Consider the following 11,765-nt stretch of genomic DNA (forward strand, 5'->3'; position numbering starts at 1 on the left):
GAGGGGAATCACCCGGCACGAGAGAACACGGTAGTGCCTGTTCGGCGCGGCGCATGGCCGCGTGGTTTCCTACGATGGGGAGATGAGTACGAATCTCGCCGCCAATCTCACCCGTGAAGAGACCGCGGCTCGCTCCGCACGGATTACTCTGCACACGGTCCGTGTCGAGCTCGACATCTCGAGTGCGCCGGATCCCGAGGTCTCGGGTTTCCTCACGACGACGACCCTGCGGTTCGACGCCCAGGCCGAGTCGACGTGGATCGACTTCATCGGCGAGGAGGTGCATCGCGTCGTCGTGAACGGCGTCGACCACCCCGTCCTGTGGGACGGCGCCCGCGTGACCGTCTCCGGGCTCGGACCCGAGAACGAGGTGCGCATCGAGGCGACGGGAGCCTACAGCCGCTCCGGCGAGGGCCTGCACCGCTTCGTCGACCCGGTCGACGGAGAGACCTACCTCTACACGCAGTACGAGCCCGCCGACTCGCGTCGGGTCATGGCGTGCTTCGAGCAGCCGGATATGAAGGCCGCGTACACCTTCGTGATCACGTCGCCCGTGGGGTGGCACGTGCTGTCGAACCAGCGCCCCGTGGTGACGACGGGCGGCGGATCCTCCCAGACCATCGAGTTCGCGGCGACGCTGCCGATGTCCTCGTACATCACGGCCGTCGCCGCCGGTCCGTACCATCGTGCGACGACGGACTGGCGACGCGGCGAGCAGCAGGTGCAGCTCGGGGCGTTCTGCCGTGCCTCGCTCGCCGAGCACTTCGATTCCGACGAGATCTTCGAGGTCACACGTCAGGGCCTCGACTTCTTCTCCGACGCGTTCGGGTTCGACTATCCGTGGGGCAAGTACGACCAGATCTTCGTGCCCGAGTACAACCTCGGCGCCATGGAGAACCCCGGCCTCGTCACGTTCACCGAGAGCTACGTGTTCCGCGGTGCGTCGACCGATGCGCAGCACGAGGGCCGTGCGAACACGATCCTGCACGAGATGGCGCACATGTGGTTCGGCGACCTCGTCACGATGCAGTGGTGGGACGACCTGTGGCTCAAGGAGTCGTTCGCCGACTACATGGGTGCGCACGCGTCAGTCGCGGCGACGCGCTTCACCGACGCGTGGGCGTCGTTCGCGAACCGCCGCAAGGCCTGGGCGTATCAGCAGGACCAGCTGCCGACGACGCACCCCGTCGTCGCCGACATCCCCGATCTCGAGGCCGCGAAGCTCAACTTCGACGGCATCACCTACGCGAAGGGCGCGTCGGTCCTCAAGCAGCTCGTGGCGTTCGTAGGCGAGGAGGCGTTCTTCGCCGGAGCGCGGGCCTACTTCCAGGCGCACGCCTTCGGGAACACGACGCTGGAGGACCTGCTGGTCGCCCTCGAAGAGGCCTCGGGTCGCGATGTGCGGGCGTGGTCGACGGCATGGCTCGAGACGACGGGGATGTCGACGCTGAGCCTCGACCGATCGGGCGAGGGCACGGCGCTCGTGCAGACGGATCCGCGCCCCCATCGGCTCCGCATCGGGCTGTTCGGCTGGGATGACGGGGCGCTCGTACGGCGGGACGGCGTCGAGCTCGACATCGCCGACGAGACGACGCCCGTCGAGCTGCCGACGATCGACGACGAGCCCGCCGCGCTGACGCTCCTCAACGACGGCGACCTCACGTACGCGAAGGCGCGGCTCGACGACCGGTCGCTCCGCGCTGTCGAACGGGGGCTGTCGACGATCGACGACACCCTCGCCCGAGGTCTCGTCTGGTCGGCGCTGTGGAACGCGACCCGTGACGGCGAGCTGGCGGCGCTGCGCTATCTCGAGATCGTCCGGCGCCACGCGCCGGCCGAGCGGAACGTCGGCCTTCTGAGCGGCACGCTGCAGAATGCCGCCTTCACGGTCGACCACTACGTCTCCGTCGACGCCCGTGAGCGTGCTCGCGAGATGTGGCTCGACACGGCGTGGGAGGCCCTCACGGATGCCGAGCCGGGGAGCGACGCGCAGCTGGCCTGGGCGCGGGCCGTCGGCCGAGCCGCGTCCACCACGGCGGGCCGCTCACAGGAGCTCGCCGAGATCCTGGCGGGTACCCGCCCGGCGCCCGAGGGGCTGCCGCTCGACGCCGACCTGCGGTGGACATGGACGCAGGCGCTCGCCGCGACCGGATCCGCGACCGACGACGACATCCGCGCCGAGCTCGCGCAGGACGACACGATGTCGGGGCGCACGGCCTCGATCGAGGCGCTCGCGGCGCGACCCGACGCCGCGGTGCGCGCAGCCGCATGGACGGCGGCGTGGACAGACGAGACGCTGTCGAACGATCATCTCGGCGCGACGATCGCGGGCTTCCGCGCGGGCGGCCGCCGCGACCTGATCGCGCCCTTCGACGAGGAGTACTTCGCATCGATCAGGGATGCTTGGGCGACTCGGTCGATCGAGATCGCCCGCCGTCTCGTACGCGGGCTGTTCCCCGCGACCGACTCGCTTGACCTCGTCGACGCGTGGCTCGACGAGAACGCCGATGCGCCGGCATCGCTGCGCCGGCTCGTGATCGAGGAGCGCGACCACCTGGCACGAGAGCTGCACGTGCGCTCCCTGCAGTGACGCGCGCCGCGACGGCGGCACCCGGGATCGTTCATCTCCGGGGCGCCGCCATCGCTCGTCGTCACTCCTGCAGGTCGGGCCACCAGCCCGGCATGTTGCGGAAGACCCGTCGTGTGAACGTCTCGACGTCGTCGTCGTCGACCGAGGCCCACAGCTCGAGGCTGCTGACCAGCCCGCCCGCGATGAAGGCCGTGCCGACGTCGGTGTTCTGCGGCAGGTCGAGGCCGTTCGCGCGCATGACCTCGATCGCCTCGGCGGCGCGCTTCACGAAGTACGTGCGCAGGCGCCGACGGAACCCGAGCGAGACCGAGGACTCGAGGAGCGAGCGGATCGCCTGTCGTTCGCGCGCCACGGCCCGCAGCACGGAGGCCGTGCCGTCGTAGTAGACGCGTGCGATGACGTGGAGCGGCTGATCGTTCACGGGATCCACGGCGCTCGCCTCGTCGATCATGCTCGCGAACACGTCGGCGGCGAGCTCTCCGACGCTCTCGTAGTGGCCGTAGAACGTCGTTCGGTGCACACCGGCCTCACGGCACAGCTCGGCGACGCCGATGCCGGAGAGCTCCTCGCCCTGCAGCAGGTGCATCAGCGCGTCCTTGAGTCGCTGCCGACTGCGCAGAGCGCGCGGGTCCTCGGAAGCTGAGACGTGACTCGTCGTCATGGTGGCCAGTCTGCCCCAGAATCTGCGCGACGTGTGTGGAACGGATCAGGGAATCTCAAGGGAGCGCGGCGCGCCTCGTGGACAATGGACGGTCTATGGTCGTTCGGATGCTGCGCGACGTCCCCGCCGCGGGCTGGGCCGTCGTCGCTCTCGCCGCCGTCAGAGCCCTCGCCCTCACGGTCGTCTGGCTCGGCGTCGCGCGCGCGGTCGACCTCCTCGTCGCGGGGCAGAGCCCGGTCTCGAGCTGGATCCTCGCGACGGTCGCCCTCGTCGTCGCGGCGCTCGCCGCGGGAGGCGAGGCGCTCGTCCCGACGAGCGCGCAGCCGCGCGAAGAGGCGATCTGGCGAGAGCGCGTCGCGCGCGCGAACCTTGCCGCGTCGATCGACTCGGAGGTCCCGACGGGCGAGCGCGTCGCACACGGCGGCGACGAGGTCGAGCGGTTCGCGCACTACCGCACCGCGTTCCTCGGTCCGCTCATCGCGGGCGTCGTCGTCCCGCTCATCGTGCTCACCGTGATCGCGTTCGCCGTCTCGTGGGGGGTCGCACTCGGGCTCGCCGTGTGCACCGCCCTGGCACCGGTGATCATCGCCGTCTTCCTGCGCCGCTTCCGCGCAACGGGGGGACGGTATCGCGCCGCCGCCGGACGCCTTTCGGCGGCGTTCCTCGAGACGATGCGCACGCGCCACACGATCCGCCTGCTCGGCGCGGAGCCGCAGCGTCGTGCGCGCCTCGCGGCGCAGACCGAGGCGCTGCGCGTCGAGGTGATGGCGCTTCTGCGACGCAATCAGCTCGTGATCCTCGTGACCGACGCGGTGTTCGGGATCTTCGCGGTCGCCGTCGTGGGCGTCGCCGCCACCGTCGGCGTGTACAGCGGGTGGCTCACCCTCGGAACAGGCATCGCGCTCGTCCTGCTCTCCGGGCTCCTCCGTGAGCCCGTCGACCGCCTCGGTCGCTCGTTCTACGTGGGGCTCGCGGGGCGCGCGTCCGGGGCCCGCGTGCGCATCGCCGCGCAGCTCCCGCGCACGCGCCGCGACGATGCGGCGCGCTGGCGGCTCGATGGGGTCCTCGGCGATCGCGCTCCTGACTACGACGGAGCCACGGTCGCGGACGCCCTCCTGACCCTCGACGACGCGCGCGTGTCACGAGGTGACGCCGACCCGATCTCGGGCCTCGACCTCGTGATCCCGGCCGGCAGCCTCACGGCCCTCGTCGGAGCATCGGGGGCGGGCAAGTCGACGCTCGCTCTCGCGATGGCGGGGCTCATCCCGGCCGAGGGGATCCGTCTCGGCAGCGAGCCGGCGACGGCCGACGGCCTGCGCGGGTCCGTCGCCTACGTCCCCCAGCGCGCCGTGCTGTTCCCGGGCACCGTGCGCGACAACCTGCTTCTCGCGCGTGCGACGGCGACCGACGACGAGATGCGCGAGTCGCTCCTCCGTGCGGGCTTCGCAGATGAGGGCCGCGAACTCGCACACGGCCTCGACACGCGCGTCGGCGAAGGCGCGTCGGGCGTGTCAGGAGGGCAGGCTCAGCGGATCAGCATCGCCCGCGCGCTGCTCACGAACCGTCCGATCGTCATCGCCGACGAGGCGACGGCCCACCTCGACGGAGCCGCCGCGGCGCGCGTCGTGGCCACGCTGCGCGACCTCACGCGCGACCACACGGTCGTCATGATCACGCATCGCGCGAACGAGGCCGCCGTCGCCGATCACGTCGCGGTGCTCGCGGGCGGTCGCATCGCGCCACGCGGAGCGCAACCTGCCGAGGGAGGCGCGTCATGATCGCCGCCCTCGCGCGCATCTCCCGCCCCGCCTGGCCGTGGCTCGCGGGCTCCGCGCTCGCGCGTCTCGCGAACCTCGCCTGCGGGATCCTCCTGCTCGTGCTGCCCGCGATCGCGATCACGAGCGCCGCGACGGGCGATGACGTCCCCGTGGCCGTGCTCGGCGCCATGCTCGTCGGCCTCGCGCTGGCGAAGGGCGCGTTCCGCTATCTCGAGCACTTCCTCGGCCATCGCGCCGCCTTCGATCTTCTCGCCGATATGCGCCTGCGTTTCTTCGACGCCGTCATGCCGCTCGCCGCGGACGACGACGCCGGCGCATCGGCCGACCTCACGACCATCGCGACGCGCGACATCGACCGCGTCGAGGTGTTCTTCGCGCACACGATCGTCCCCGCCGTCACGGCCGTGATCGTCCCGGTCGCCGTCGCATCGGCGATCGGCGCAGGTGTCGGCCCCCTCGCGGGCGCGGTCGCGTTCGCGGCGTTCGCCGTCGGGGCGGTCCTCGTGCCGCTCGTCGGGGCGAGCGTCGTCCGCGACGGAGCGCGCGAGACGGCCCGGGTGCGAGCCGACATCGCCGATCATCTGACGGGCGACGTCGTCGGTCTCGCGGAGATCCGCACCCTCGGCGCCGAGCGCGCGCGTCTCGCCGCCCTGCGCCGGCAGGGCGACCACCTCACGATCGCCGCCCGGCGCGTCGGTCAGGCGCAGGGCGTGCGTGCGGCCATCGGGCTCGCCTGGCCCGTCGCCGGCGCCATGGCGATCATCGCGCTTGCGACTCCCGACGATGTCGCGACCCACATCGTCGCGGCCGCGGCGCTGGTCGGAGCATCCCCCGCGGCGGCGGCCGTCGAGGCGTTCGGCCGCAGTCTGCCGCATGCGCTCCAGTCGGCCCGCCGCTATCTCGGCGTCCTCGCGCGCACGACCTCGATCGCGGACCCCGCGGATCCACTCCGCGTTCCTCCCGGACCACTCGGGCTCCGCGTCTCGGAGGCGACGTTCGCGTTCCCCGGGGCGCCTCCCGTGCTCGCGGCCTGCTCGGTCGAGGTCGCCCCGGGTGGGCGACTCGCGGTCGTCGGCCCGTCGGGCTCCGGAAAGTCGACGCTCATCTCGCTTCTCGTGCGCCAGCGCGATCCGCAGTCGGGGTCCGTCGAGCTCGTGGGGGAGCAGGGGGCGGTCGACGTGCGCGACGTCGCGCTCGGCGACCTGCGCCGCGCCATCACGGTCGTCGAGCAGCGCCCCGTGCTCGTGTCGGGAACCGTGCGCGACAACCTGCGCCTCGGCTGTCCCGAACTCGATGATGCGGCCGCATGGCGGGCGCTCGAGCAGGCGGCACTGGCGGACGACGTACGCGCGCATCCCGACGGGCTGGACGCTCCCCTCCGCGAGGAAGGGCTGTCGCTCTCGGGCGGCCAGCGCCAGCGTCTGAGCATCGCCAGAGCGATGGCGCGGGATCCGCGGATCCTCATCCTCGACGAGGCGACGAGCCATCAGGATGCGGAGACGCAGCGGCTCGTGCGCGCGGGCGTCGAGGGGAACCCCGATCTCACGATCGTCGTCGTGGCCCACCGCGATGACGCGATCTCCGGAATCGAGCGCGTGCTCCGCCTGCCCGAGGTCCGCGACGAAGCGGATGGCGAATTGTCAGCGAGCCCGTAGGCGGGCCGCCGTGTCGCTTCCTCGCGGCGCGGATCCCCCGCGTACTCTCGTGGGGTCATGATCCGGTTCGAGAACGTCACCAAGCGGTATCGCGGCACGTCGCAGCCCGCCCTCGACGACGTCGACTTCGAGATCGAACGCGGCGAGTTCGTGTTCCTCGTCGGCGCGTCGGGATCCGGCAAGTCGTCGTGTCTGCGCCTCATGCTGCGCGAGGGAACGCCCACCTCGGGTCGCGTCCTCGTGCTCGGGCGAGACACCCGCCGCCTCACCGACCGCCGCACGCCCTACTTCCGCCGCAACATCGGGTCCGTCTTCCAGGACTTCCGCCTGCTGCCGTCGAAGACCGTGACGCAGAACATCGCCTTCGCGCTGCAGGTCATCGGGCGCTCTCGCGCGCTCATCAAGTCGGCGGTCCCCGAGGCTCTCGAGCGCGTCGGCCTCGAGGGCATGGGCAAGCGCATGCCGCACGAGCTGTCGGGTGGAGAGCAGCAGCGGGTCGCGATCGCGCGCGCGATCGTCAACCGCCCCCAGATCGTCCTTGCCGATGAGCCCACCGGAAACCTCGACCCGACGACCTCCGTCGAGATCATGCGACTGCTCGAGGGCATCCATGCGGCGGGGACCACGGTCGTGATGGCGACGCACGAGGCGGGCTTCGTCGACAAGATGCAGCGCCGTGTCATCGAGCTGAGCGACGGCGTCCTCCTGCGCGACGAGCAGCGCGGATCCTACGGCGACACCTCGGTCGTCAGCACGCTGAAGCCTGAGACCGACAAGGGAGCGTCGTCGATCGCGGCGCTCACGGCCGCGCTCGACGTGCAGCGGGAGGTCGCCGGATCCGAGCCCGGCCCCGACCGCGTGGTGTCGAAGCCGGAGGACGCCGCACCCGAGCGCGCGGTCGTGCCCGACGCCGTCGTGTCCGCCGAGCCTGCGACGGAGACGCGCGAGCCCGAGAGCGCAGCCGGCGAGCCGCCCGCAGACGAGCAGCCGGTGGAGGCGGAGGGGGAGACGGAGCGCACGTCGTCGATCCCGCAGGTCGACGTCGACGTCGAGGCGCTCGGAATGGCCGACCGCCTGGGTCTGAAGGGCGAGGACGACGACGAAGTGGGGCCGACCTCGTGAACGTGTCACTCATCCTGTCCGAGGCGCTCCAGGGCCTCCGCCGCAACGCGTCCATGGTGATCTCGGTCATCCTCGTCACGTTCGTGTCGCTCACCTTCGTGGGGGCCGCGATCCTCATGCAGGCCCAGATCGCGAAGACGAACGCCTATTTCGAGGACCGCGCCCAGGTCGACGTCTACATGTGCTCGTCGATCTCGGAGGTCGACACCTGCGTGGACGGCGTCGCGACCGAGGAGCAGATCGACGAGGTGCGCACGCAGCTCGAGGGATCCACGCTCGGACCGCTCGTGTCCGAGTTCAGCTACGAGTCTCAGGAGGACGCGCACGAGGCGCTCGTCGAGAGCTTCGACGACGATCTCGCCGGCCTCGTCACGGTCGACCAGACGAGTGCGATCTTCCACATCAACCTGCTGAACCCCGATCAGACGAACGTGATCCGCGAGGCGTTCAGCGGCGTGCAGGGCGTCGAGGAGGTCGCCGATCAGCTCGAGTACCTCGATCCGCTGTTCGCGACGCTCACGATCGCCACGTACATCGCGGTCGGGATCGCGGCGCTCATGCTCGTCTCGGCGGTTCTGCTCATCGCGACGACGATTCGCCTGTCGGCGTACGCGCGCCGGCGCGAGGTCGAGATCATGCGCCTCGTCGGCGCCTCGAACGGCACGATCCAGACGCCGTTCGTGCTCGAAGGCGTGCTCGCGGCTTTCCTCGGTGCGGCGCTCGCGAGCGCCGCTGTGCTCGTCGGCGTCCGCGTCGGCGTCGAGGACTACCTCTCCCGCGAGGCGGGAGCGATCCCGTGGATCTCGCTCGCCGACGCGTGGTTCGTCGTCCCCATCATCATCGCGCTCGGCGTCGTGCTCGCCGCACTGTCCGCCGGCGTCGCGATCCGCCGCTGGCTCCGCGCCTGATCGGCGCACCTCCCGGCGTGGCATAGGATGGAAGGCTGTTCCATGCCGAGGGCTGAGGAGGTGAGCGCATGGCTCGTGAGAAGGGCGAGAAGGTCGTCGCGGTGAACCGCCGCGCGCGGCACGAGTACACGTTCGAGAAGACCTACGAGGCGGGCATCGTGCTCTCCGGTACCGAGGTCAAGTCGCTGCGCGCCGGTCACGCGAACCTCACGGACGGCTACGCGTTCGTCGACCGCGGCGAGGCGTGGCTCGATCAGGTCAACATCCCGCAGTACTCGCAGGGCACGTGGACGAACCACGCCGCCAAGCGCCAGCGGAAGCTGCTGCTGCACAAGGATGAGATCACCAAGATCGGCCAGAAGGTCGCGCAGGGCGGCTACACCCTCGTGCCGCTCAAGCTCTATTTCGTCGACGGGCGCGCCAAGGTCGAGATCGCCGTCGCGAAGGGCAAGACCCAGTACGACAAGCGCCAGACGCTCCGCGAGCGTCAGGACAAGCGCGAGGCCGACCGCGCGATGCGCAGCCGCAACCGCATGGGCGAGTAGCTCACAGGCATATACGCCACCCCCGCGGGAGTTCCTACGCTGATCGGGTGCCTCTCGTCGACGTCCTCACCGCGGCGGTCCACGTCGGCTTCTTCGGTGTCGCCGCGTGGCTGGCTCACATCGACATCCGGGAGCACCGGCTGCCCAACGCGATCGTCGGCCCCCTCACGGCGGCGCTCGCGCTGTCCGTCGTGCTCGTGTCGGCCGTCGACGGATCCGCCGACGCGCCCCTCCGCAGTCTCGCCGGAGGCTTGATCCTCGGCGCCGTGTATCTGTTGCTCCGCGCCGCGAGCGGCGGCGGCCTCGGAGGCGGAGATGTGAAGCTCGCCGTGCCGATCGGCATGCTCCTGGCCTGGGACGGGTGGCTGGCCTTCGCCCTCGGAGCCGGGCTCGCGTTCGTGGTGGGCAGCGCCTGGGCGATCGGCATGATCGTGAGCGGTGCGGGCACGCTGCGCACCCACATCGCGTTCGGTCCGTGCATGATCCTCGGTGCCTGTCTCGGGATCGCGCTCGTGTGACGCGAGGCACGTGTGAGCAGGCGCCCCGGACCGGATAGCGTGTCGGGTATGGCGAAAGTGCTGTCTGGTGTGAAAGCCGCGCTCGCGTGGCTGCTTCAGCTGCGTTTCACGCGCGCAGTGCTCATGTTCGGCGACCATCGAGGCGGGCTCCTGGCAGCGGCCATCACGTTCCGCGCGCTGTTCGCGGTCTTTGCCGCCGTGCTCCTGGGCTTCTCGCTGGCATCGCTCGTTCTGTCATCCAACAGCGAACTGTGGCAGTCGCTCATCACCTCGGTCGACCGCCTCGTTCCGGGGCTCGTGGCGACCGATGGGACTGCTCTGATCAACGTCGACGAGGTGCCGGAGGTCGGCACGGGCGTGACGATCGCAGGAATCGTATCGGTGCTCGCGCTCGTACTGGCGCTGGTGAGCGCCGTCGGCAACCTGCGCGTGTCGGTGCGCATCCTCGCCGGCACACGTCAGAACAACTCGAACGCGATCGTGATGCGCCTGAAGGACCTGCTCTTCGCGCTGTCGATCGGGGTGCTTCTGCTGGTCTCGGCCGTCGTGACCTTCCTCGGATCCTCCTTCGTCGACACGGCGCTCGTCTGGTTGGGGATCCGCGACGGAGGCGTCGCCGTGGTCCTCACCCGTGTCGTGGCGGTGCTGGTGACGTTCCTCATCGACGCGATCATCATCGCGTGGCTGTTCTGGCTGCAGGCCGGGTTGTCGGTGCACGCGCGCGACGTGGTGCCGGGGGCGCTGATCGGCGGCGCTGGGCTCGTCGTGCTCCAGCAGCTTTCGAGCCTGTTCGTCGGGGGAGCCGACAACAACCCGCTTCTCGCCGGCTTCGCGTCGCTCATCGCGCTGCTGCTGTGGTTCAATCTGTCGGCGCAGGTGATCCTCGTCGCGTGCGCCTTCATCGTCGTCACGGCGGAGGAGCGGCACAACCGCGTCGGCGAGCGGTACGGCGCGGAGACCCTCGGTCAGCGCGCCGTCCGCGCCGCGGAGCGCGACATGCGAGTGGCGGAGGACGCTCTTCTCGCCGCGCGCGAGGCCGAGAAGCGCGAACGCGAGCAGATCGCTGCGCTCGAGGAGCGATTCGAGGACGACGAGTCCGACAGCGACACGAGGATGCGCTGACCTCCACCCGCTCATATTCCGGGAGGCGTACATTGTGACCATGGCACTCGCACGTCTCCATCGCGGTCCGCTCGACGGACAGGTGATCCCCCTCGAGGATCTCGAAGAGCAGCGGCTCATCATCCCGTATTCGGCGAGCCAGCTCGTCTACGCACGCGCAGGGGAGCTGACGAACACCGGGCCCGACGACGGTCCGACCGAGGCCCAGTTCTGGTACGTCGAGGGCGAGGACGACCTCGTGCCGCACGGCGACGACTGATGGCGTCGCGTTCCGTCGAGGTCGAGCGCAAGTTCGACGTGCGTCCGGGGACGCCCGTTCCCGACTGGACGGTCGTCCCCGGCGTCGTGAGCGTGTCCGACGGGGAGGTGCGTCATCTGGACGCGCTCTACCTCGACACGCCCGATCTCGCGCTCGCGCAGAAGGGCGTCGCGCTGCGGCGCCGGACGGGCGGGCCCGACGAGGGGTGGCACATCAAGGGACCCCTGGTCGACGGGGGCCGCACCGAGGTGCAGTGGCCGCTGGCGGGCGACGCGGTCCCCGACGAGGTGCTCGCGGAGCTGTCCGCCTGGACCGACGGCACCGACCTCCGGCCGCTCGCACGCATCCTCAACGACCGCGTGGCCTACGAGCTGCGCGGTGCGGGCGGTGAGGTCGTCGCCGAGTTCGTCGACGACTCCGTGCGCTCGTCCGATCTCCGCCACGAGGAGGAGCGCGCCTGGTCCGAGTGGGAGGTCGAGCTCGGTCCCGGAGCACCGGACGACGTCGAGGCGTTCTTCGCTGCGGTCGACGAGGCGGCGTTCCGTGCGGGCGCGACGGCCCCCTCGAGCACCTCGAAGCTGGCCCGCGCGCTCGGTCGCTGACAGAC

11 protein-coding genes are annotated in these 11,765 nt (G+C 70.7%); 10 read left to right on the forward strand and 1 reads right to left on the reverse strand.

The features are described 5' to 3' along the window. The first annotated feature begins 82 nt into the window (after window positions 1–82). Window positions 83–2,590, forward strand: coding sequence for an aminopeptidase N (gene pepN / locus KOL93_RS03330; protein WP_221583916.1), 2,508 nt, complete (start codon window positions 83–85; stop codon window positions 2,588–2,590). A gap of 61 nt (window positions 2,591–2,651) precedes the next feature. Here the strand turns inward: pepN and KOL93_RS03335 are convergent, their stop codons facing one another. Next, the gene (locus KOL93_RS03335; RefSeq protein WP_221583917.1) at window positions 2,652–3,251 is read right to left on the reverse strand and encodes a TetR/AcrR family transcriptional regulator; all 600 of its coding nucleotides are present in this window, start codon (window positions 3,249–3,251) and stop codon (window positions 2,652–2,654) included. Window positions 3,252–3,358: 107 nt separating this feature from the next. Here KOL93_RS03335 and KOL93_RS03340 point away from each other — a divergent pair, with 107 nt between their 5' ends. The 9 genes from KOL93_RS03340 to KOL93_RS03380 all read left to right on the forward strand — a co-directional run bounded on the left by KOL93_RS03340 (window position 3,359) and on the right by KOL93_RS03380 (window position 11,760). Next, window positions 3,359–5,029, forward strand: a complete 1,671-nt coding sequence (locus KOL93_RS03340; RefSeq protein ID WP_221583918.1) for an ATP-binding cassette domain-containing protein — start codon at window positions 3,359–3,361, stop codon at window positions 5,027–5,029. Beyond that, window positions 5,026–6,684 (forward strand): ABC transporter ATP-binding protein, encoded by a 1,659-nt coding sequence (locus KOL93_RS03345; RefSeq protein ID WP_221583919.1) that lies wholly within the window; start codon window positions 5,026–5,028, stop codon window positions 6,682–6,684. The genes KOL93_RS03340 and KOL93_RS03345 overlap by 4 nt, the downstream gene beginning before the upstream one ends. Window positions 6,685–6,741: 57 nt before the next feature. Further along, on the forward strand, window positions 6,742–7,806 hold the full coding sequence (gene ftsE / locus KOL93_RS03350) for a cell division ATP-binding protein FtsE (RefSeq protein WP_221583920.1): 1,065 nt from the start codon (window positions 6,742–6,744) through the stop codon (window positions 7,804–7,806). Continuing rightward, entirely contained in the window at window positions 7,803–8,714 is a 912-nt protein-coding gene (gene ftsX / locus KOL93_RS03355; RefSeq protein ID WP_221583921.1) for a permease-like cell division protein FtsX, read from the forward strand. The genes ftsE and ftsX overlap by 4 nt, the downstream gene beginning before the upstream one ends. A 68-nt stretch (window positions 8,715–8,782) precedes the next feature. Next, window positions 8,783–9,259 carry an SsrA-binding protein SmpB gene (gene smpB, locus KOL93_RS03360; RefSeq protein ID WP_221583922.1) on the forward strand — a complete coding sequence of 159 codons (477 nt, stop codon included), beginning with the start codon at window positions 8,783–8,785 and terminating at the stop codon, window positions 9,257–9,259. Window positions 9,260–9,306: 47 nt separating this feature from the next. Beyond that, window positions 9,307–9,777 (forward strand): prepilin peptidase, encoded by a 471-nt coding sequence (locus KOL93_RS03365; RefSeq protein WP_221583923.1) that lies wholly within the window; start codon window positions 9,307–9,309, stop codon window positions 9,775–9,777. A gap of 48 nt (window positions 9,778–9,825) precedes the next feature. After that, window positions 9,826–10,899: a YihY/virulence factor BrkB family protein gene (locus KOL93_RS03370; RefSeq protein WP_221583924.1), complete on the forward strand. Its 1,074-nt coding sequence runs from the start codon at window positions 9,826–9,828 to the stop codon at window positions 10,897–10,899. 40 nt (window positions 10,900–10,939) lie between these two features. Further along, complete coding sequence (locus KOL93_RS03375) at window positions 10,940–11,158, forward strand: response regulator (RefSeq protein ID WP_221583925.1); 219 nt, start codon at window positions 10,940–10,942, stop codon at window positions 11,156–11,158. Beyond that, on the forward strand, window positions 11,158–11,760 hold the full coding sequence (locus KOL93_RS03380) for a CYTH domain-containing protein (RefSeq protein ID WP_221583926.1): 603 nt from the start codon (window positions 11,158–11,160) through the stop codon (window positions 11,758–11,760). The genes KOL93_RS03375 and KOL93_RS03380 overlap by 1 nt, the downstream gene beginning before the upstream one ends. Window positions 11,761–11,765 lie beyond the last annotated feature (5 nt).

Source organism: Microbacterium salitolerans (assembly GCF_019720895.1).
GTDB lineage: Bacteria > Actinomycetota > Actinomycetes > Actinomycetales > Microbacteriaceae > Microbacterium.